General features: G+C 65.2%; 18 protein-coding genes. 11 read left to right on the forward strand and 7 right to left on the reverse strand.

The window, feature by feature from the left end; genetic code table 11:
* Positions 1-29: 29 nt before the first annotated feature.
* Both FNA67_RS07175 and FNA67_RS07180 read right to left on the reverse strand, forming a co-directional pair.
* Entirely contained in the window at positions 30-1,199 is a 1,170-nt protein-coding gene (locus tag FNA67_RS07175) for an MFS transporter (protein ID WP_147655542.1), read from the reverse strand.
* A 66-nt stretch (positions 1,200-1,265) separates the two neighbouring features.
* Positions 1,266-1,763: a hypothetical protein gene (locus FNA67_RS07180; protein ID WP_170267241.1), complete on the reverse strand. Its 498-nt coding sequence runs from the start codon at positions 1,761-1,763 to the stop codon at positions 1,266-1,268.
* A gap of 400 nt (positions 1,764-2,163) precedes the next feature.
* Here FNA67_RS07180 and FNA67_RS07185 point away from each other — a divergent pair, with 400 nt between their 5' ends.
* The 7 genes from FNA67_RS07185 (at position 2,164) to FNA67_RS07215 (ending at position 10,624) form a co-directional block, all read left to right on the forward strand.
* Complete coding sequence (locus FNA67_RS07185; protein ID WP_049704544.1) at positions 2,164-3,318, forward strand: Gfo/Idh/MocA family protein; 1,155 nt, start codon at positions 2,164-2,166, stop codon at positions 3,316-3,318.
* Between the two features lie 11 nt (positions 3,319-3,329).
* Positions 3,330-4,217, forward strand: a complete 888-nt coding sequence (locus FNA67_RS07190) for a carbohydrate ABC transporter permease (protein WP_049704545.1) — start codon at positions 3,330-3,332, stop codon at positions 4,215-4,217.
* Positions 4,218-4,318: 101 nt separating this feature from the next.
* Complete coding sequence (locus FNA67_RS07195) at positions 4,319-5,161, forward strand: carbohydrate ABC transporter permease (RefSeq protein WP_049707894.1); 843 nt, start codon at positions 4,319-4,321, stop codon at positions 5,159-5,161.
* Positions 5,162-5,203: 42 nt separating this feature from the next.
* Positions 5,204-6,427 carry an extracellular solute-binding protein gene (locus FNA67_RS07200; RefSeq protein WP_049704546.1) on the forward strand — a complete coding sequence of 408 codons (1,224 nt, stop codon included), beginning with the start codon at positions 5,204-5,206 and terminating at the stop codon, positions 6,425-6,427.
* 114 nt (positions 6,428-6,541) lie between these two features.
* On the forward strand, positions 6,542-7,630 hold the full coding sequence (locus tag FNA67_RS07205; protein ID WP_147655543.1) for an ABC transporter ATP-binding protein: 1,089 nt from the start codon (positions 6,542-6,544) through the stop codon (positions 7,628-7,630).
* Positions 7,631-7,670: 40 nt separating this feature from the next.
* Complete coding sequence (locus FNA67_RS07210; protein ID WP_049704548.1) at positions 7,671-8,537, forward strand: MurR/RpiR family transcriptional regulator; 867 nt, start codon at positions 7,671-7,673, stop codon at positions 8,535-8,537.
* A gap of 77 nt (positions 8,538-8,614) precedes the next feature.
* Entirely contained in the window at positions 8,615-10,624 is a 2,010-nt protein-coding gene (locus FNA67_RS07215) for a beta-N-acetylhexosaminidase (protein WP_147655544.1), read from the forward strand.
* Positions 10,625-10,737: 113 nt separating this feature from the next.
* Here FNA67_RS07215 and FNA67_RS07220 read toward each other — a convergent pair whose 3' ends face one another.
* The 5 genes from FNA67_RS07220 to epmA form a co-directional block, all read right to left on the reverse strand.
* A complete protein-coding gene (locus FNA67_RS07220; protein ID WP_049704550.1) occupies positions 10,738-11,052 on the reverse strand; it encodes a type II toxin-antitoxin system RelE/ParE family toxin in 315 nt (104 codons plus the stop codon).
* Positions 11,053-11,054: 2 nt separating this feature from the next.
* A complete protein-coding gene (locus FNA67_RS07225) occupies positions 11,055-11,309 on the reverse strand; it encodes a ribbon-helix-helix domain-containing protein (protein ID WP_049707895.1) in 255 nt (84 codons plus the stop codon).
* A 165-nt stretch (positions 11,310-11,474) separates the two neighbouring features.
* Positions 11,475-12,935, reverse strand: a complete 1,461-nt coding sequence (locus FNA67_RS07230) for a M81 family metallopeptidase (protein ID WP_147655545.1) — start codon at positions 12,933-12,935, stop codon at positions 11,475-11,477.
* Positions 12,936-13,087: 152 nt separating this feature from the next.
* The gene (locus tag FNA67_RS07235; protein ID WP_147655546.1) at positions 13,088-14,134 is read right to left on the reverse strand and encodes a lysine-2,3-aminomutase-like protein; all 1,047 of its coding nucleotides are present in this window, start codon (positions 14,132-14,134) and stop codon (positions 13,088-13,090) included.
* The gene (gene epmA / locus FNA67_RS07240) at positions 14,131-15,150 is read right to left on the reverse strand and encodes an EF-P lysine aminoacylase EpmA (RefSeq protein ID WP_371874360.1); all 1,020 of its coding nucleotides are present in this window, start codon (positions 15,148-15,150) and stop codon (positions 14,131-14,133) included. The genes FNA67_RS07235 and epmA overlap by 4 nt, the downstream gene beginning before the upstream one ends.
* A 186-nt stretch (positions 15,151-15,336) precedes the next feature.
* Here epmA and efp point away from each other — a divergent pair, with 186 nt between their 5' ends.
* The 4 genes from efp (at position 15,337) to FNA67_RS07260 (ending at position 20,986) form a co-directional block, all read left to right on the forward strand.
* On the forward strand, positions 15,337-15,906 hold the full coding sequence (gene efp, locus FNA67_RS07245) for an elongation factor P (protein WP_049704554.1): 570 nt from the start codon (positions 15,337-15,339) through the stop codon (positions 15,904-15,906).
* An 82-nt stretch (positions 15,907-15,988) separates the two neighbouring features.
* A complete protein-coding gene (locus tag FNA67_RS07250; protein ID WP_147655547.1) occupies positions 15,989-17,542 on the forward strand; it encodes a VOC family protein in 1,554 nt (517 codons plus the stop codon).
* A gap of 172 nt (positions 17,543-17,714) precedes the next feature.
* Complete coding sequence (locus tag FNA67_RS07255) at positions 17,715-20,651, forward strand: monovalent cation/H+ antiporter subunit A (RefSeq protein WP_147655548.1); 2,937 nt, start codon at positions 17,715-17,717, stop codon at positions 20,649-20,651.
* Complete coding sequence (locus FNA67_RS07260) at positions 20,651-20,986, forward strand: Na+/H+ antiporter subunit C (protein ID WP_049704557.1); 336 nt, start codon at positions 20,651-20,653, stop codon at positions 20,984-20,986. Before FNA67_RS07255 ends, FNA67_RS07260 begins: the two co-directional genes overlap by 1 nt.
* The last annotated feature ends 1 nt before the right edge of the window (position 20,987 follow it).

Here is a 20,987-nt window from a genome sequence, read left to right on the forward strand (position 1 = left end):
GGGCGGGCCTGCGGGCCCGCCCTTCGGTTCTAGCCGGCGGCGGCTGTCCGCGCCTTGGCGGGCATGCCGGCGCGCAGGGTGCCGGTCAGGATGAGGCTGAGGCCGAGGAACGGCAGCAGCATGGCCAGCCCGCCTCGCATGCTCGTGTGCTCGGCCACGAACCCGATCATCGGCGGCCCGATGAGGAAGCCGGTCAGGGCGATGAAGGAGAGTGTCGCCACGCTAGCCGAGGCCGGGCGGTCCTTGAGACTTGCCGCGGCGGTCACCGCCAGCGGGAAACCCACCGAGACGCCGAAGCCGATGACGGCGAAGCCGGCGATCGCGACCTGCATGGCGGGAGCGAAGTAGACGATCACCAGCCCGATGAGGGCGCAGACCCCGCAGAACCGGGCGACCGCGACTGCTCCATAGCGCGTGCGCAGCCAGTCGCCGCTGAACCGGCCGGCGGCCACGAGGCCGGCGAAGACCGAGTAGCCGATACCGGCCTGGGCCGTCGGCGAGCCGAAGACGTCGCGCAGGAACACCGCCGACCAGTCGGCGATGGCGCCCTCGGTCATGCCGATGCCGAAGACGAAGAGGCAGATGCCGAGCAGCATCGGGCCGGGCGGCTGCCACTTGCCCCTGGGCGCAGCGGCGGCGGCGATGCGCTCTTCCTTGCCGTGGTCGGGCAGGACGTTGCCGACGACGAGTGCGACCGGCAGCACGATCACGGCCGCTAGCGGAATGGCGACGGCGGCGGCGACGCCAAGCGCGGCGAAGGCCGAGCCGATGACGCTGCCCGCCATGATGCCGAGGCTCCAAAAGCCGTGGCAGGTGCTCATGATCGGCCGGCCGCCGTGCTTCTCGACTTCATCGGCCTTGACGTTGAGCCCGAGCTCAAGCGTGGAAATGGCAGAGCCTGCGAACATGAGCGCGACGAAGAGGCTTTCGCTGTTCCAGGCCAGCGCCGGCAGCGCCATCACCAGCGAATAGACGATGAACCCATAGATGATCGTGGCGCGCGCGCCGATGCGGGCGACGAGGCGCCCCGCGAAGGGGAGGGTGAGCAGCGTGCCGACCGGCAATCCGAGCAGCGCCAGGGCCAATCCGGCAGGGCCGACGCCGAGGTGCTGCTGCACATCCGGGATGCGCGGAAGCCAGCTCCCGAAAGCGATGGGCTGGAGAAAAAATATAAGCATAATCAATCGATTAGGTGACATTCAGCCGGTCGCAATCGATAAAATTTGAATGAAAAAGGCGCGACCTTGCGATCGCGCCCGGATGAATCAGGCCTTGCGCGGCGATCCCATGGGGAATGGCGCGTAGCCGACGAAACCGGTCAGTTTCCACTGTCCGCCGACCTTGCGGCAGAAATAGAGCGTCTGCCAGTTCATGATGTCGGCGCCGCCGTCAGCGCGCGCGATGGTGCCGTCGAACTTCTTGTGCGCCACTGCGATATCGCCGTTGATCTCGATGTGCTGCAGGTTCGTGGCGCGGAAGATGCCGGCGCGCTGGTCCTCGGCATAGACGACCTTCTTGGCCTCGGCCGCCTGGCGCAGCCACTCGTCGCGATAGACCTCGAGCGTGGGGAAGCCGATGCGCCAGCTGTCGGGATTGTCGGACTTGCCGGCGTCGATCCCCAGGAAACCTTCCTTGATGAAGTCGCCATCCACCATGCCCCAGTCGGCGGCCAGGAACGCGTCGATGTCGCGCTCGACAAGCATCGTCCAGATCTCGCGACGATCAGGGTCGTTGGGGAAGGGATTGGTCATAAAGCTGGACATCGGCGTGCTTTCGTTGTCAGGTTTTGTTCAGGGACGTTCGGGAAACGTCCGGCAGTGTGGCGCGATCGGGGATTCGCCGCGCCAATATGTTTGAAATTTACATTTATGCAGTCCCCTCGACCTGTCCATGAAAATCCTCCTTTTCATGCACAGGGACAAGTGGGCGCGCCCACGGCCCCGCCCGATTTCTCACCATAATGCACGAAAAGCGTGCGGTAAACGCCCATTTTCTGGGCTTAACGTACCTCAGAAACCGATTTCACCCGCCCGGCTTAGATTGGTATGCAAATCCGTGCGGAAGGCGCTTGACATCCGACCAAAGTCGCTCCTAGTCTTGAAAATCGTTTACAAACGTGGCGGGCAAAAAGTCCGTCAAAAGACTAAAGGGTTCAGGGGCGTCATGAAGGTAGGGATTATCGGGCTGGGCTTCCGGCTCGGGTATTTGGCGCATGTCTTCACCGAGATGGTGCCGGGTTTCGAGATCGTCGGCTATGTCGACGATGCTCCGGCAGGCGCCACCTACGCGGCCGAGCACGGCGTCTCCATCGGCACGTCCTACCCCACCCTCGAGGACCTGCTCGAGAAGGCCGAATTCGACGTCCTGATGGTCGGCTCGCCCAACCACATGCACCTTGGCCACATCCGCACCGGCCTCGAGCACGGCAAGAAGGTCTTCACCGAAAAGCCCGTCGTCACCACCATCGAAGAGACGATGGCGCTGGCCGAACTCATCGGCCAGTACGGTTCGGACAACGTGATGGTCGGCCTCGTGCTGCGCTACGCCCCGCTCTACAAGGACCTGCGCAAGGCGCAGGCCGAAGGGCTGCTGGGCGGCGTCGTCTCCATCGAAGCCTCCGAAACCATTCCGCCCTATCACGGCGCCTTCTTCATGCGCGACTGGCGCCGCTACGAGCGCTATTCGGGCAGCTTCATGCTCGAGAAGTGCTGCCACGACCTCGACCTCTATAACGGGGTCATGGGCTGCCGGCCCAAATACGTGTCCTCCTTCGGTGGCCGCAAGATCTTCGTTCCGGAGAACGCGCCCCAGAGCCAGGGCATCAACGACATGGAAGTCTATTACCGCAAGCCTTCCGGCTGGATGGGCTCGGACAAGGTCTTCGACAGCGACGGCGACATCATCGACTACCAGACGGCCAACGTGGAATACGAGAACGGCTCGGCGCTGCTCTTCCACACCAACCTGTCGGTCCCGCACGATTTCCGCCGCTTCGCCATCATCGGCTCGAAGGGCATGGCTGAAGGCGACTTCATCCGGAACTACTTCCAGGTGACGGACTCGCGCACCTCCAACCGGCTGATCGACACCACCTACCAGCTCTCCGAGCTCTCCCAGCACTACGGTGCCGACGAGCAGATGGCGACCGATATCGGCAACCACGTCAAGAAGGGCGAGCAACTGCCGGTTTCGGTGGTCGATGCGCTCGAAGCGGGCCTGCTGGCCCTCACCATGGACGAGGCCCGACGCACGCGAAGCGTAGTGGACATGACCCCGATCTGGCAGCGTTTCGACGCTGCACTGGGGCGCAAGGTCTGAGGAGGACGATCATGACCAGGCAAAGTAGCGCAACCCTCTTCGCCCTGGCCCTCCTGGCTCCGGCAACGCTCTATATCCTCACGATCGTCGCCTACCCACTGGTCGATACCTTCCTCCTCTCGTTCACCAACGCCTCGCTCAGGCCGCAATCGGACTGGGTCGGCTGGGCGAACTACCAGCGCATCTTCACCGCCGGCAATTTCACCGAAGTCATCATCCGGACCTTCATCTGGACGTTCTTCTCGGTGGCCTTCAAGATGGTCATCGGCACCTGCGGCGCCGTGCTGCTCAACGCCGCGCTGCCCGGCCAGACGCTCTTCCGCATCCTCACCATGCCGCCCTGGGTCGTTCCCATGGCCATCGGCATCTTCATGTGGGGCTGGATGTATAACGGCCAGTTCGGGATGATCTCGGGCCTGCTGCAGAACTTCGGCATCGTCGATAAGCCCATTGCCTGGCTGGCCTATGGCGACACCGCCTTCTGGGCGACCATCATCACCGACGTGTGGATCGGCGTGCCGATGGTGACGATCTATTTCCTCGCCGCCATGCAGTCGATCCCCAAGGACCTGCACGAGGCTGCCTGGACCGACGGGGCAGGGCGCTTCTACCGCTTCCGCCGCATCACGCTGCCGATGATGGTTCCGGCCATCATCACCATGTCGCTGCTCTCGCTCATCGCCACGTTCAACTCGTTCGACATCATCTGGATCCTGACCCAGGGCGGTCCGTCCGGGCAGACCACCACGATGATCATCGACACCTACAAGACCGCCATCGGCTCGCGCAAATACGGCGAAGGCGCCGCCCGCGCCGTGGTGATCTGCATCTTCGTGACGCTCTTCTGCCTCGCCTACTTCCGTGCTGTCCGCAAGCTTACCGCCGGAGAAGCCAAATGAGCCATCTTGCCCGCAATGCCGCGGTCGCGACCGCGGATACCCAGGACACCGCCCAGAGCGCGCCCACCACGCGCAAGAAGGCGCGGCGCTCCGCCAAGCCGATGATCGACCGCTACCGCTGGTACGAGGTCGTGGGCATCTATGCCGGCATCGCGTTGTTCCTGTTCTTCGTGCTGGCGCCCTTCATCGAAGGCTTCCTGGTTTCGCTCAAGCCGCTCGCGCTGCTCTTCTCCACGCCCTACAGCTTCTGGCCGAAGAACGGCTCGTTCGACGCCTATATCTCGATGTGGCAGAGCGTGCCCATGCTCGGGCTCTACATCTTCAACTCGTTCTTCATCTCGACCATCGTCACGCTCGTGGTGATCGCGGTGGTGGTGCCGGCGGCCTATGCCTTCGCCCGCTTCCCGTTCACCGGGGCAGGGCTGATGCTCGGCGGGTTCCTAGCCGTCAACATGTTCTCGGGCGCCGTGCTGCTCATCCCGCTCTTCCGCCTGATGCGCACGCTCGGCCTGCTCAACACCTACTGGGCCATGATCGTGCCCGGCGCCGCCTTCCTCATTCCGTCCTCGATCTGGCTGCTGCGCACCTATCTCATGCGCATTCCCCGCGAGCTGGACGAAGCCGCCTGGGTCGATGGCGCCAGCCGCCTCTACACGCTGCGCCGCGTGATCCTGCCGCTCGCGATGCCCGGCATCGTGGTCGTGGCGATCATGACCTTCATCGGCGCCTATGCCCAACAGTTCATCTTTGCGCTGACCTTCAACTCGAAATCCGAATTCATGCCGCTGCCGATCGGGCTCTTCGCCTTCTTCGGCAAGCAGGAGGTGATCTGGAACGAGCTGATGGCCGCAAGTTTCGTCGGAATCCTGCCAGTCATGATCGTGATCGTGTTCTTGCAGCGCTACCTGGTGGCCGGCCTCACCGCCGGTGCCGTGAAGCAGTGAGGGAAGCGGCCCCAATGGGCCGTCTATCAAGGGAGACTATTAATGAACAAGATTACCGGACTTCTGGCCGTGTCGATGCTGGCGCTCGCCAGCGCCGCGCCGGCCGCCTACGCCCAGGACGTGAAGGAAATCTCCTTCATCAACTGCGGTGACGAGCTGACGGCTGGCTACGCCGACTACTTCAAGGAGTGGGAAGCCGCCAATCCTGGTTACAAGGTCGTCCCCGAAGTCGTGGGTTGGGGCCAGTGCCAGGACAAGGTGACCACCCTCGCAGCAGCCGGCACCCCGGTCTCGCTCGCCTATGTCGGCTCGCGTACGCTCAAGCAGTTCGCCCAGAACGACCTGATCGTTCCGATCCCGATGACGGACGAGGAAAAGGCCTCCTACTACAACTACGTGCCCGATACCGTCACCTTCGACGGCACCCAGTGGGGCGTGCCGGTGGCCTTCTCGACCAAGGCCCTGTTCTGGAACAAGGACCTCTTCAAGGAAGCCGGCCTGGATCCCGATACCCCGCCCAAGACCTGGGACGAGGAAATCGCCTTCGCCAAGGCCATCTCCGAGAAGACTGACGCAGCCGGCTTCGGCGTTGTCGCCAAGACCTTCGACAACACCATGCACCAGTTCCTGCACTGGGTTTACACCAACAACGGCTCGGTGATCGACGCCGACGGCAACATCACGCTGGACAGCCCGCAGAACCTGGCTGCCCTGACGGCCCTCAAGGAAATCACCAAGTACGCCGAAGAAGGCCCGACCGCCTACGAGCAGAACGAAGTGCGCGCCATCTGGCTCGACAAGAAGCTCGGCATGATCCACGCCTCGGTCGGCGCGGCTCTGCGCGCCCAGGAAGCTGGCCTCAACTGGGGCGTCGCTCCGCTCCCGCTCGGCCCGGACGCCAAGGGTCCCGGCACGCTGCTGATCACGGACTCGCTGGCCGTCTTCAAGGGCACCGGTGTTGAAGACCAGGCCATCAGCCTGGCCAAGTTCATCACCGCTCCCGAGCGCCAGTGGGATGCCGAAATGGCCCAGGGCCTGACCCCGCTCCGTCCGCTCGAGCCGCAGACGGACGAACTGGTCGCCAAGTCCCCGTACTGGAAGCCGTTCCTGGATGGCATCGAGTTCGGTGGTCCCGAGCCGCTGTTCACCGACTACATCGGTCTGCAGAACACCATGATCGAGATGGTCCAGTCGGTCGTGACCGGCCAGGCCGAACCGGCTGACGCCCTCAAGAAGGCCGCTGCCGAACTCGAGCAGTACAAGTAAGCCACTTGCCGCGGGTCGCCGCTGCCACCGTTCTCCCGGCGGTGGCGGCCCGCAACCAAGATAATTCCACCCGGCCAAGACGCCGGACGGTTTGACCCCGGAGACCTGACAGCAATGTCCGCACTCACCCTGTCGCGCCTGCGCAAATCCTTTGCCGAAGCTGAAATCATCAAAGGCGTCGACCTTGAGGTGAACGAAGGCGAGTTCGTCGTCTTCGTCGGCCCCTCCGGTTGCGGCAAATCGACTCTCCTGCGCATGATCGCGGGCCTTGAGGACGTGACCGACGGCGAGATCATCATCGCCGGCAACCCGGTCAAGGACCTGCCGCCCGTCAAGCGCGGCATCGCCATGGTGTTCCAGAGCTACGCGCTCTATCCGCACATGACGGTTTTCGAAAACATCGCTTTCCCGCTGCGCGTGGAACGGCTGCCCAACGACCAGGTCAAGGAGCGCGTCGGCCGCGCCGCCAAGGTCCTGCAGCTTGAATCGCGCCTCGAGCACCGCCCCGGCATGCTCTCGGGCGGGCAGCGCCAGCGCGTCGCCATCGGCCGCGCCATCGTGCGCGAGCCCAAGATCTTCCTCTTCGACGAGCCGCTCTCCAACCTCGACGCCGCGCTCCGCTCCGAGATGCGCATCGAGCTGATGGAACTGCACAAGCGCCTCGGCTCGACCATGGTCTACGTGACCCACGACCAGGTCGAGGCCATGACCATGGCCGACAAGATCGTGGTGCTGAATTCGGGCAAGATCGAGCAGGTCGGCTCCCCGCTCGAACTCTATCACAACCCGGACAACCTCTTCGTCGCCGGCTTCATCGGCTCGCCCAAGATGAACTTCATCAACGGCAAGTGCACCTCGATCGAAGGCGGCAACGCCACGATCGACCTGGGCACGCTCGGCTCGGTCACGTTGCCGCGCCGCGGCAAGGCGGGCCTGGTGGGCAAGGACGTGCTGGTCGGCGTGCGCCCCGAACACCTGTCGCTCGGCGACGGCGAGTTCAAGCTCACGTTTACCCCCAACATCGTAGAGCGTCTGGGCATCCATACGGTTGCCTATGCGACCCTGCCGGCGGGCGAGAGCTTCACCGGCCTCTTCGAGGGCGACCCCGAGATCGCCGAAGGACAGGCCGTGACCGTGAGCGCCGACCCGAACCAGTGTCACCTATTCGACGACAACGGACTGGCGGTCAAGCCGTCCGCATGAGCCGGGCCTTCCGCGGTGGAAGGGCTCGAAGGAGATTTTGATGCTCGACCTCGTGGGTTACCTGCAGACCGAGAAAGAGGCATTCAGCCGGTCTGAGAAACGCCTGGCCGAACTCATCCTTTCGGACGTGGAAACCGCGCTGAGCTCCTCGATCGTGGACCTTGCGGCCTCGGCCGAGGTCTCGCCCCCCACCGTCACCCGCTTCTGCCGGCGCGTGGGCTGCGAAAGCTTCTCCGAGTTCAAGGTGCGCCTGGCCCAGAGCCGGTTCGTGGGCCAGCGGTACCTGCAGCCCGCAGAGGGCCCCAAGACCGCCCGCGATATCGCCCAGAACATCATCAATCACGCCCAGTCGGCGCTCTACGCCTTCTTCGAGAGCGTCGATCCGGTGGCCATCGAAAAGGCCGCCGAGCGCATCGCGGACGCGAGCTACCTGCTTTCGTTCGGCTCGGGTGGCGCCTCCTCGATGGTGGCGACCGAACTCGAGAACCGCCTGTTCCGGCTCGGACTGCGGATCAACTCGTGCCTCGACCACCAGGCCCAGCTCATGCGCACCGCCGGCGCGCCCAAGGGCACGGCCATCATCGCTTCCTCGATGAGCGGCAACAACGAACAGCTGGCGCGCACGCTCGCCATTGCCGGCGAATACGGCATGCCGCGCATCGTTTTCACCCGCCCGGACTCGCCGGTCGCCGCCGAAGCCGACGTGCTGCTGGCGCTGGACCTGCCCGAGCAGGCCGACATCCTGCGCCCGTCCTCGGCCCGCTACGCCTATCTCGCCATGATCGACGCGGTCTCCCAGACCGTGGCGACGCGCATCCAGACTTCGGCCGTCGCCAGCATGCGGCGGATCAAGCACCAGCTCATCGTCAATCGCGACGGTGACGACAGCCAAGCCCTCGGGGACTGAAACGCTCCCGCCATGCCCCATCCTCCGCGCCCGCCCGGCGCGGGGCGCCTCAAACACACGCCAACACGAGACTTTCCATGCCCAGCTTTTCCCTGGTCACCACCTGGACACCTGCCACGGACGGCGAGCCGCTCGGCTACGGCATCGAGCTGACCAACACCGGTAGTGAGCCGGTCAGCGGCTTCCAGCTCGGCTTTTCCGGCCCCGCGCGCATCGATCCGCACGCCACGCTCGAAAACGGCAAGCTGCTCAAGCGCCTCTCCAACCACACCCTGATCGCCCCGCCCGACGGCTACGTGCTCGAACCCGGCCAGACCTGGACGGCGACGGCGCGCGGCCTCTCCTACGGCCTGCGCCATTGGAGCGACGGCGCCAACTCGGGCTATGTGGTCCTGGCGGACGGCACGACGGTGGTCACCGGCACGGCGCCCACCAAGGGCAAGGGCCACAACGCGCCGCTGCTCAAGGGCGCCGCCAAGTTCCCGGTGCCGGCCAAGGCCGCCGTACCGGTCTCGATCATTCCCTGGCCGAAATCGGTTGCCACCACCGGCGCGCGCATCGCGCCTCCGGGCTTTGACCTCAAGCCCCAGGGCGAGGCCGCCAATCGTGCCGCCGCCGCCTTTGCAGGCCTCGTGGACGACCTCTTTCCCGTCGAGGCACTGGTGCGTCCGGCCTCGGAGGCCGGCATGCCCGTAAGCATCCTCGAGAAGGCAGGCATGGGGCCCGAGGCCTACGAGGTCACCTTCGCCGACAATAGTGCGACGGTCTCGGCCTCGACGCGGCAGGGCATGTTCTACGGCCTCGTCACGCTCGGACATATCCTGCGCGGCGCCCGGCAGTATCCGCAGACCTTCATCTTCCCGACGGGCGGCACCATCTCGGACGAACCGGCCTTCGAGTTCCGCGGCAGTCATCTGGACGTGGCGCGCCAGTTCTACACCGGCGCCGAAGTCATGCGGCTGATCAAGCTCATGGCCTGGAACAAGATGAACAAGTTCCACTGGCACCTGACTGAGGACGAGGCCTGGCGCCTAGAGATCGATGCCTATCCCCAGCTCACCGAAATCGCCGCCTGGCGCGGCCACGGCAAGGCGCTGCCGCCGCTGCTGGGCTCCGGCCCGCAGCCGACGGGCGGCTACTACAGCAAAGACGTGGTGCGCCAGGTCGTGGCGCTGGCCGACAGTCTGGGCATCGCAGTGATCCCCGAGATCGACATGCCGGGCCATTTCTACGCCGCGCTCCAGGCGCTGCCCGAACTGCGCGACCCCAGCGAGACCGGCGAATACCAGTCGGTGCAGGGCTTCCCCAACAACAGCCTCAACCCTGCCCACGAGCCGGTCTACAAGTTCGTCGGGACGGTCGTGGACGAGGTTCTGGAGCTCTTCCCGGCCAACATCTTCCACTTGGGCGCCGACGAAGTGCCGCTGGCGGCCTGGTCCGGCTCGCCCCTGGCGCTCGACATGCTCGAAAAGCTGGCCGGCCCGGCCATGCGCGCCAAGCACGAAAAGCAGTTCAACCAGCTCGGCAACCATCACGGCGCCGACGAGATCGAGGGCTCGCCCACTGCGGCGCTGCAATCGGAATTCATCAAGCGGGTGCACAAGTACATCGCCAGCAAGGGCGCCATCACCGGCGGCTGGGAAGAGGCGGCGCACGGGGACGCGGTGGCCAAGGACAAGTCCTACGTCATCGGTTGGCGCAACGTTGAGATCAACCGGGCGCTGGCCGCGCGCGGCTTCGACATCGTGGTCTCGCCGGGCCAGCGCTACTATCTCGACATGGCCAATGGCATTTCGTGGGCCGAGCCGGGCGCTGGCTGGGCCGGCTGGTCGGGCCCGCAGGAGACCTATGAGTTCGAGGCCCGCGAGGGTTGGAGCGCCGACGAACTCAAGCATCTCAAGGGCATCCAGAGCTGCATCTGGTCCGAATCCATGACCGACCGCGCCATCTTCGACCGCCTGGTCTTCCCGCGCCTGTCCGCTATCGCAGAAGCCGGCTGGACGACGCCCGAGCGCAAAAGCTGGAACCGGTTCAAGGACATCGTGGGCCTGATGCCGATCATGTACGGGAACTGGGCGGCAGAGTAAGCGCCGCCTGTTTGGGGGAAGAAGCCGCCATCGCGAGATGGCGGCTTTTTTGCTTGTTCAGGAGGGGGTGTGCTCGCCGCTTACCCCACGGCGCGGGGCAGGGCTCTTGCGGTCTAGTATCGGAAATCTGTCCTGAAGCGCTCGATCTGGTGCATGCGCTCGTGGAGGACGGTGACGATGCCGATGTCGCCGCTGGTCAGGTGCCGCCAATAGACGATGTGCTTTTCGTATCTGAAGAAGAACCCCTCCACGCCGAACTCGGCTGGAATGGGATTGGAGCGCGTTCGGTAGGTCTCGATCCCTTCAAACGCTTCGAAGAGCCCAACGATGTAGCGATCAGCCTGCTCAGGACCCCACGTCTCGCGGGTATAGCGATAAATCTCATCGATCCGATGGGAAGCCGCCTCCTGAACGAGGATGCGAGCCATCGCTACGCCTTGTTTCGCGCGATGATCTCGGCGGCGGTCAGTGGCGTGTAGGCAGTTTCCGGCGCAGCAAATGCCAGCGTCAGTTCGGCCTTGAGCCGCTCGAATGTCTCCTGCTCGACCCGCTCCTTGTCGCGTCGGATCAGGTCGCGGATGTACTCGCTGACATTTTCGTACGAGCCGGTTTCGCTCACATTGCTGGAAACGAACTCGCTCAGGGCGCCGCTGAGCCGAACGGTCATGGTTGTAGTGCGTGGCATGAAGGCGTCCTGCAAGAAGCTGGTCGTCTTCAATATAACCAAAGATGAACACAGTTCAAGTTTTGGCCCGATACCCAACTCCTGTCCCTCCTAACAAGGGGGAGGGACGCTTCCCGCCCCCTTGCGAGGAAGAACTGAGGGTGGGCGCATGCCCGCTTGCTTGGCTTACCCCGCGAACGGGTTTTCCACCTTGGGCCAGATGTCCTTGCGCGCCTTGCGGTAGGGCGTGGTGGCCGGGGTATTGGGGTAGGGCTTGCCGGCCGAGCAGTAGATGATCTCGGACGCGATCCTGGAGAAGGAGTCGTAGAAATGGTTGGTCGACTTGATCAGCAGGATCTTCTGCTGCGTCGGGTCGATGCCCATGGCCGAAAAGAGGCTCGGGTCGAAGCTCTGGGCGCGGGTCGAGTTGAGGATGACCTGGAAACCGTCGAAGGCGATGACGGCAGCGTCCCCGAAGGGGGCGAAGCTTTCGCCGAAACGCATCTCGGCGTTGCGCACGAGACGCACGACCTTGACCAGCTTGTCGATCGGCTCGCCTGTGAAGGGAGCGGACTTGGCACCGAAGCGCAGTGCGATCTCGGCGCCTTCCCCGGCGGCGAAGCAGATCTGCACGGCGATTGGATCCCAGATGGTGCCGACGGCAACGCCCTGGGCGTTGTGCTTGATGAGTTCGGCAAGAATGACGGTGGCATCGCCCGCGGTGCCGCCACCCGGATTGTCCCAGACGTCGGCGAGAACCACCGGGCCCTTCGGGGCGGCCAGTGCCTTGGCGACGGCTTCCTTTTCATCCAGCTGCTTGACCATGAAGGTGCCGCGCATGGAGAACAGTTCCATGCCGAGCTTTTCGGCCAGCGCGTCGCCCTTGGCCTTGTTGCCGTCGGTGATGACGATGACCTTGGTGCCCATCTCCGGAACGTCGCCGGCCATGAAGCCGTGGATGATGGAAATGGAGAGGATTTCCGGGTCGCTCTTCTCGAGGGCGTAGAGGCGATCGACGAACGAGCGCATCGGGTCCTGCGAGGTCGGGAACACGTCGATCATCCGGCAATCGAAGACCGACATGACGGGACTGGCCTTGCCGGTCAGCTGGTCAACGGCGATGCGCCAGAGGTCCTCGGCGCGATCGACGAAATCGATGTGCGGGAATTCCTTGAAGACCACGAAGAAATTACCGGCGGCGGCGCGCCTGGCGGTGAAGTGGCTGTGCGGATCGAGCTCGGCGCAGATGAGGACGTCGGGTCCCACGATATCGCGCACGCGGCCGAGGAAATCGCCTTCCGGATCGTCGTAGCCCTGCGCGACCATGGCGCCGTGAAGACCGAGCACCACACCATCGACCGGCATAGCGGCCTTGAGCTGATCGAGAATTTCGTCGCGCAGGCCCTCATAGGTCTGGCGGTTGATGAGGCCGGCAGGGTCGGCCCAGGCAGCGGTGCCTTCGATCAGCTCCCAACCCAGCTCGCGCGTGACGCGGCGGCCGACGGTGATGGGGGCCGAGCAGAGCGTGGGCGTTTCCGGATGCTGGCCCGGAGGGGCATAAAGCGACGCTTCGAAGGCTTTGCGATCGATCGAGATGGGAGAGAAGGTATTGGTTTCGGTCGCCAAGGCTGCGGTGAAGACACGCACGATAATCTCGCTGGGAACTGCGTAAGAAATTTACATGAAATGGCGTCGAAAGAGCGCCTTCGGCGTCATATTAGGGGATAAAGCACTTCTGGAAGAAAGTCACTTACAAAACGAGGGGTTGCGGCGCTGGGAGGGGGAGCCTTGGCCGGGATCTATCCCTCGGGCGGATAGCGATGCTCCCCGCCCCGGAAGTCGCGCACGGTAAAGCAGCCGTCGCCGCGCGGCTCGATGCTGGACGGGCGAATTTCGGCCTTGCCGTGCCCGCCGGGGATATCGAGGATGTAGACCGGCTGGCAGAGGCCCGAGATGCGGCCACGCAGGCCGGCGACCAGCTTCTGGCCTTCCTCGATAGAAACGCGGAAATGACTGGTGCCCGGCGCCAGGTCTGGATGGTGCAGGTAGTAGGGGCGGATGCGCATTTCGACGAAACCGCGCATCAGTTCGGCCAGGACGTCGGGATCGTTGTTGATGCCCTTGAGCAGAACCGTCTGGCTGATCATGGCAATGCCGGCATCGATGAGCCGGGCGCAGGCGGCACGGGTGGCCGCGTTGAGTTCGCGCGGGTGGTTGGCGTGGAGCGCCACATAGACGGTCTTGCCGCAGGCGTTGAGCGCGCTGATGAGGGCGTCGTCGATCCTCTCGGGCTCGACGGCGGGTACGCGGGTATGGAAGCGGACGATCTTGAGGTGCTCGATCTGCGCCAGCTTTTGCATCATCTCGCCCAGGCGGCGCGGGGAGAGGACGAGCGGGTCGCCGCCGGTCAGGATGACTTCCCAGATTTCCTCGTGCGCGGCGATATAGGCGATGGCCTTGTCCAGCGCCTCGGGCGTGAGGGTGCCGAGGCCCTGCGGGCCAACCATTTCGCGCCGGAAGCAGAAGCGGCAATAGACCGGGCAGACATGCACCGCCTTGAGCAGCACGCGGTCCGGGTAGCGGTGGACGATGCCTTCGACTGGGCTGTGGGTGAGATCGCCGATCGGGTCGTCGCGCTCGAGCGCGGTCGTCACCAGCTCGGCAGCGCTGGGCACGAACTGGCGGGCGATGGGGTCGTCCGGATCGGTCGGGTCGATCATTGCCGCGACGGCCGGAGAGATGGCGATGGCATAGCGTTCGGCGACGCGCGCGACGTCATCGACTTCGCCGGCGCCGATGTAGCCGGCCTGAGCCAGTTCCTGCGGCGTGCGGATGGGGCGGTTCACGGCAGGCGCTCCGCGACGGGGACCCAGAGCACCTGATCGATGCGGGCAGCCCCGGTGGCCAGCATCACGAGCCGGTCGAAGCCGAGAGCGACGCCGCTGGTGTCGGGCATCAGGGGCAGGGCGGCGAGCAGGTCCTCGTCGAGCGGGTAGCGCTCGTCGTAAAGGCGCTCCTTCTCGGCCATTTCCAGCATGAAGCGGCGGCGCTGCTCGTTGGCGTCGGTGAGCTCGCCGAAGCCGTTGGCGAGTTCGACGCCGCACGCATAGAGCTCGAAGCGCTCGGACACCCGGCGGTCGTCGGCGGCCCGGCGGGCGAGGGCGGCCTCGGCGGCGGGGTAGCGGTCGAGCACGGTGATGCGGCCAAGGCCGAGATTGGGCTCGACCTTCTCGACCAGGATGCGGCTGAAGAGGTAGGACCAGGTGAATTCGGCGGGCACGGCAAGGCCGCGCGCGCGCATCTGCGCGGCAAGGGCCTCGGCGTCGGTTTCGCCTTCGCCATTCATGGTGCCGAAAAGGTCGATGCCGGCATGGCGGGAGAAGGCATCGACGACGCTCAGGCGCTCGGGCTCTGCGAAGGGATCGGCTTCGCGGTCGCGATAGCGCAGTCTGGCCGCGCCAGTTTCGCGAGCGGCGATGCGCAGCATCTCGATGCAATCGGCGATGACGGCATCATAGGGCTCGTTGGCGCGATACCATTCGAGCATGGTGAACTCGGGATGGTGCAGCGCGCCGCGCTCGCGGTTGCGCCAGACATGGCCAATGCTGGCGATGCGCCGCTCGCCGGCAGCCAGCAGCTTCTTCATCGAGAATTCGGGCGAGGTGTGGAGGTAGAGCGTCTCGCCCAGTCCGTCATTGCCGATGGCACTGGTGGCGAAGGCATGAAGGTGCGTTTCGTTGCCCGGTGAGCGCTGCAGGCCCGGCGGATCGACCAGGATGAACTCGTGGGCGGCGAAATAGGCACGGATGGCCGCTTCGATCCGGTTGCGCGCCAAGAGGATCGGCCGGCGGTCCTCATGCACGCTCGGCGTCCACCACGGGGAGACTTGCGGTGTCGAAGAGGCGGGGGGCAAGTGCAAGGTCTTTCGTGCTGGGGTCTGGCGGTTTTGATGGAATTGCGGTAAGGGCGCACCTCGAGATCAATGCGCGGCCCGGCCTAGTTGCCGTTCCTATTAGGCCGCCGCCACCCGTTGAACAAGGAAGAAACTATGGTCAAGGTCATCGCGTCCTCGCTCCGCAAAGGCAACGTCGTCGAAGAGGATGGCAAGCTCTACGTCATCCTGTTTGCCGAAAACGTCCATCCGGGCAAGGGCAATTCCGTGACCAACGTCGACATGCGCCGCATCTCGGACGGCGTGAAGGTCACCCAGCGCTGGCGCACGGTCGAAATGGTCGAGAAGGCCGATGTCGACGAGCGCGCCTACCAGTATCTCTATGAAGATGCGGAAGGCTACCACTTCATGGAGCCGGAAACCTACGAGCAGCTCACCGTCACCAAGGACGTCGTGGGCGACCAGGCCGCTTATCTCTCGGACGGCATGCAGGTGTTCCTGCAGACCTTCGAGGGCGTCGCCATCGCCATCGAGCTGCCTCAGCGCGTCTCGCTCGAGATCGTCGAGACCGAGCCTGTGGTGAAGGGCCAGACGGCCGCTTCCTCGTTCAAGCCGGCGATCCTCTCGAACGGCGTCAAGACCATGGTCCCGCCCCATATCGGCACCGGCACCCGCGTGGTCGTGATGACCGCCGACGGCTCCTATGTCGAGCGCGCCAAGGACTGATCGGTCCTCACACGAGCTTCTTGCGAAGGCCGGCCATTGCGCCGGCCTTTCGTTTTTCCGGGGCGGCTGCTAGTCGTTGCCGATGACCTCAGGCATCCATCACATCACGCTGCTCACCCGTAAGGTGCAGGCCAATGTCGACTTCTACGCCGGCTTCCTCGGCCTGCGGCTGGTCAAGCGCACCGGCGGCTACGAGGATGCCGAGCAATTGCACCTCTTCTACGGCGACAGCGAAGGCTCTCCCGGCTCGCTCCTGACCTTTTTCGCCTGGGAAGATGGCTCGCCCGGCCGGGTTGGGCTGGAACAGGTCGGCGAGATCGCCCTGGCGGTGCCGCCCTCGAGCATCGGCTTCTGGCTGACGCGGGCGCTCCACTACAACGTCAGGCATCAGGGCCCCTCCGCCGAATTCGGCGAACCCGTGCTGCGCCTGACCGATCCGGATGGCATCGTGGTCAAGCTCGTGGGCGCCGCGATCGAAGGCGGGGCGCCGCCCTGGAGCGCGCATGGCATAGACGAGGCTAATGCCGTCCGCCGGATACGCGGCGCTACTCTCTTTACCGATGTGCCCGACCAGACGAGCGCCTTCCTCACCACCTATTTCGGCTACCGGCACCTCGCCAATGCCGGTGCGATCGAGCGCCTCGTCTCGCAGAGCGGCGACGTTATCGACGTGCGCGACGCCACCGGCTTCTGGCCCGGGGCACCCGGCACGGGCGTGGCCGACCATGTGGCCTTCCGCACGCCGGACCGCGATCAGCTCGAAGTGGTCGAACGCGCGCTGCGCGCCCGCAATTCGAGCATCGTGAACGTCCACGACCGCAAGTACTATTATTCGATGTACGTGCGCGCGCCGGGCAACATCCTGTTCGAACTGGCCACGGACGGCCCTGGCCTGACCGTCGACGAGACGCTGGAGACGCTCGGCTCGCGCCTCATGATCCCGCCTGAGCGGCAGGCTAATGCGGAAGCGATCAAGGTGATGTTGCCGCAGTTCTCGATGCCGGACGAGGACCGCATCCGTTACGCCGACCTGCCCTTCGTGCATCGGTTCCACACGCCGCCCGACCCCGATGGCTCGACCATCGTGCTGCTGCACGGCAGCGCCGGCAGCGAAGCGGACCTGATGCCGATGGCGGCAAGGATCGCGCCGCGCGCCACGCTTGTGGGCGTGCGCGGCCGGGCGACCGAGGAGGGGATTGCGCGCTGGTTCCGGCGCGATGGGCCGCTCGGGTTCGACCAGGATGATATCCGCTCGGAGGCCCGGGCCTTCGAGGCCTTCGTGGAAGGCATGCTGGAGGCCTATGGCATCGATCCGGCGCGGACCACGTTCCTGGGCTATTCCAACGGCGCCAACTTCCTGCTGGCCGCCATGCAGTTCCACCCCGGCCTCGTGCGCAGCGCCATCGCCCTGCGGCCCGCCACGGTGCTTGCCGAAAAGACCGATGCCGACCTTTCCGGCAGCCGCGTGCTCGTCGTACTCGGACGCGACGACGCCCTTTTCCACCATCAGGGCGACGAGGTCTTCGCCGACCTCACACGGCTCGGAGCCGACACCGCCCTGGCCGAAGTCCCGCTCGGCCACGAACTGGGCGACGCCGACATCGAAGTCGCCGGCCGCTGGCTCGCACAGGACTAGCCACTTATCCCCAGTGGGGGATGAGCGGGCGGGTGCTTGCAAGTTTTTTTGTCGCAACATCAAATGCCTGCTTTGACAACTGCCGGAGCCGCTTCATAGTTAGGCGGTCAGGCAGATTCCGCCTTGTGCGTCGCAATCTCCTTCCCAGCCGAAAAGGAAACCCTGCCCACCTATGACAGGCCCAGTGTTGCTGCTCTTTCTCGTCGCGTTGCCGTATGCCGGAAGCCTCATAGCCGGTTTCCTGCCTACGAACGCTCGCAACACCGAAGCCTGGTTCGCAGGGGCGATTGCGTTTCTCGGGCTGGTGGCGGCGCTGCTGGCCTATCCGACCATCGCTGCCGGCGAGGTGATCCGCTACGAGATCGAGTGGCTGCCCATGCTGGGGCTGAACCTGGTGTTCCGCATGGACGGCTTCGCCTGGATCTTCTCGGTCGTGGTGACGTTCATCGGCGTGCTGGTGGTGATCTACGCGCGCTACTACATGTCGCCCAAGGATCCGGTGCCGCGGTTCTTCGCGTTCCTCTTGGCCTTCATGGCTTCGATGCTCGGGCTGATCGTTTCGGGCAACCTCATCCAGATGGTCGTCCTCTGGGAGATGACGAGCATCTTCTCGTTCCTGCTCATAGGCTACTGGTATCACAACCAGGCGGCGCGCGACGGCGCCCGCATGGCCTTGACCGTCACCGCCCTGGGCGGGCTCGCACTGCTGGTGGGCGTGCTCATCATCGGCAACATCGTGGGCAGCTTCGACCTCGACGACGTGCTGGCCTCGGGCGATGCGGTGCGCAACAGCCCCCTCTATATCCCGGCCCTGATCCTCGTCCTGCTGGGCGCCTTCACCAAGAGCGCGCAGTTCCCGTTCCAGTTCTGGCTGCCCCAGGCCATGGCCGCGCCCACGCCGGTCTCGGCCTACCTGCACTCGGCCACGATGGTGAAGGCGGGCGTCTTCCTGCTGGTGCGCTTCTGGCCGTTCATGGCCGGCACCGACGCCTGGTTCTGGATCGTCACCTACACGGGCCTGATCACCCTGCTGCTGGGCGCCTATTCGGCGATCTTCCAGCAGGACCTCAAGGGCCTCCTGGCCTATTCGACCATCAGCCATCTCGGCCTCATCACCACGCTCCTCGGCATGGGCTCCCCGCTCGGGCTCGTGGCGGCGGTATTCCACATCATCAACCACGCCACCTTCAAGGCCTCGCTCTTCATGGCGGCGGGCATCATCGACCACGAGGCGGGCACGCGCGACATGCGCAAGCTGAGCGGGCTCATCCGCTTCATGCCGTTCACCGCCACCCTCGCCATGGTGGCGAGCGCGGCGATGGCGGGGGTGCCCCTGCTCAACGGCTTCATCTCCAAGGAGATGTTCTTCACCGAGACGGCGGTCCGCAACCCCAACCCCTTCATCGACTATTCACTGCCCATCGGGGCCATGCTGGCGGGCATGTTCAGCGTCGTCTATTCGCTGCGCTTCATTATCGGCGTGTTCTTCGGGCCGCCGCCCACCGAACTCGACCGCACCCCGCACGAGCCGCCTGCGCTCATGCGCCGCCCCATCGAACTGCTGGTGCTGATCTGCCTGCTGGTGGGCATCATTCCCGGCATGACCATCGGCCCGTTCCTGGCCGCGGCGGTGCACTCGGTGCTCGGCGCCGAGACCCCGTACTACAGCCTTTCGGTCTGGCACGGCTTCAATGCGCCGCTGCTGATGAGCCTGGTGGCGCTGGTGGGCGGCGTCCTGATGTACATTGCCCTGCGTAGCCACTTCGCGCGCGGCATCGATGGCCCCCCGCTGATCCGGCGGCTCAAGGGGCAGCGTATCTTCGAGCGCGTGCTGGTCACCGTCTCCTGGAAATGGGCGCGCACGCTCGAAATGTTCCTGGGCACGCGCCGGCTCCAGCCGCAGCTGTTCCTCGTGGTCGCCATCGCGGTGCTGGCCGCGCTCATTCCGCTCTCGCGCGGTTTCGGGGCGCTGGGCCTGTCGCTGGATGGGCTCGATCCGGTGCTGGCGCTGCTCTGGGCCATCGGCCTCGCCTGCGCCATCGGCGCCGCCTACCAGGCCAAGTTCCACCGCCTGGCCGCGCTCATCCTCATGGCCGGGGCGGGGCTGGTGACCTGCATGACCTTCGTCTGGTTCTCGGCGCCCGACCTGGCGCTGACCCAACTGGTGGTCGAGATCGTCACTACCGTCCTCATCCTGCTCGGCCTGCGCTGGCTGCCGCAACGCAAGCCCGAAACCGAGCCCCGGGGCGGCATCAAGACCTTCGTGCGCCGCTATCGCGACCTGGCGATCGCGGTGATCGCCGGCGCGGGCATGGCGCTCGTCTCCTATGCGGTGATGACGCGTCCGCTGCTCGACAGCATCTCGGCCTTCTTCCTCGAGCGCGCCTATGCGGAGGGCGGCGGGCGCAATGTCGTCAACGTCATCCTCGTCGACTTCCGTGGCTTCGACACCATGGGCGAAATCACCGTGCTGGGCATCGTGGCGATCACGGTCTTCGCGCTGCTGCGCCGCTTCCGGCCGGCCGCCGAAAGCGTGCCCAAGCCGGCCCAGCAGCAGGTGCAGAACGCCTATGACCAGGCGCGGCCAGAGCGCGACACTGACAGCACCGTGCACGATTACCTGACCATTCCGGCCGTCATCATGAACTGGATGTTCCCGGTCATCACCGTGCTGGCGGTCTACCTCTTCCTGCGCGGTCACGATGCGCCGGGCGGCGGGTTTGCGGCGGGCATCACCATGTCCATCGCCTTCATCCTGCAATACATGGCCGGGGGCACGCGCTGGGTCGAGGCGCGCCTGCGCATCCTGCCCATCCGCTGGATGGGCTCGGGCCTGCTGGTGGCTATGCTCACCGGCCTCGGTTCGCTCGCCTTCGGCTTCCCGTTCCTGACCTCGGCGTTCCAGTACGTGGACGTGCCGCTGATCGGCAAGGTGCCGATGGCGAGCGCGCTCTTCTTCGACCTGGGGGTGTTCCTGCTGGTGGTGGGCGCGACCGTGCTCATCCTCATCGCACTCGCGCACCAATCCATCCGCGCGCCCAAGCCGGCGCGGGTTCCGGAGGCCAAGCCGGCCAGCCGGCCCACCGTCACCACGGCGGGAGGCCGCTGATGGAACTGATCATCGCACTCGCCATCGGCGGACTGACGGGCTCGGGCGTGTGGCTGCTGCTGCGCCCGCGCACCTACCAGGTCATCATCGGGCTCTCCTTGCTTTCCTACGCGGTCAACCTCTTCATCTTCTCCATGGGCCGCCTGCGCTCGAACGCCGCCTCCATCCTGCCGGGCGCCGGTGCCGATATCACCGGCTTCTCCGACCCCATTCCGCAGGCGCTCGTGCTGACGGCCATCGTCATCAGTTTCGCCACGACGGCGCTGTTCCTGGTGGTGCTGCTCGCGGCGCGCGGGCTGACCGGCACCGACCACGTCGATGGCAGGAGGGACTGAC

Source organism: Youhaiella tibetensis (assembly GCF_008000755.1).
In the GTDB taxonomy this organism is placed as follows: domain Bacteria; phylum Pseudomonadota; class Alphaproteobacteria; order Rhizobiales; family Devosiaceae; genus Paradevosia; species Paradevosia tibetensis.

Excerpts from the sequence above, each read along its gene's own strand:
- FNA67_RS07175 (WP_147655542.1), bottom strand. The coding sequence starts at position 1,199 with ATGTCACCTAATCGATTGATTATGCTTATATTTTTTCTCCAGCCCATC.
- FNA67_RS07180 (WP_170267241.1), bottom strand. The coding sequence starts at position 1,763 with ATGTCCAGCTTTATGACCAATCCCTTCCCCAACGACCCTGATCGTCGC.
- FNA67_RS07185 (WP_049704544.1), top strand. The coding sequence starts at position 2,164 with ATGAAGGTAGGGATTATCGGGCTGGGCTTCCGGCTCGGGTATTTGGCG.
- FNA67_RS07190 (WP_049704545.1), top strand. The coding sequence starts at position 3,330 with ATGACCAGGCAAAGTAGCGCAACCCTCTTCGCCCTGGCCCTCCTGGCT.
- FNA67_RS07195 (WP_049707894.1), top strand. The coding sequence starts at position 4,319 with ATGATCGACCGCTACCGCTGGTACGAGGTCGTGGGCATCTATGCCGGC.
- FNA67_RS07200 (WP_049704546.1), top strand. The coding sequence starts at position 5,204 with ATGAACAAGATTACCGGACTTCTGGCCGTGTCGATGCTGGCGCTCGCC.
- FNA67_RS07205 (WP_147655543.1), top strand. The coding sequence starts at position 6,542 with ATGTCCGCACTCACCCTGTCGCGCCTGCGCAAATCCTTTGCCGAAGCT.
- FNA67_RS07210 (WP_049704548.1), top strand. The coding sequence starts at position 7,671 with ATGCTCGACCTCGTGGGTTACCTGCAGACCGAGAAAGAGGCATTCAGC.
- FNA67_RS07215 (WP_147655544.1), top strand. The coding sequence starts at position 8,615 with ATGCCCAGCTTTTCCCTGGTCACCACCTGGACACCTGCCACGGACGGC.
- FNA67_RS07220 (WP_049704550.1), bottom strand. The coding sequence starts at position 11,052 with ATGGCTCGCATCCTCGTTCAGGAGGCGGCTTCCCATCGGATCGATGAG.
- FNA67_RS07225 (WP_049707895.1), bottom strand. The coding sequence starts at position 11,309 with ATGCCACGCACTACAACCATGACCGTTCGGCTCAGCGGCGCCCTGAGC.
- efp (WP_049704554.1), top strand. The coding sequence starts at position 15,337 with ATGGTCAAGGTCATCGCGTCCTCGCTCCGCAAAGGCAACGTCGTCGAA.
- FNA67_RS07250 (WP_147655547.1), top strand. The coding sequence starts at position 15,989 with ATGACCTCAGGCATCCATCACATCACGCTGCTCACCCGTAAGGTGCAG.
- FNA67_RS07255 (WP_147655548.1), top strand. The coding sequence starts at position 17,715 with ATGACAGGCCCAGTGTTGCTGCTCTTTCTCGTCGCGTTGCCGTATGCC.
- FNA67_RS07260 (WP_049704557.1), top strand. The coding sequence starts at position 20,651 with ATGGAACTGATCATCGCACTCGCCATCGGCGGACTGACGGGCTCGGGC.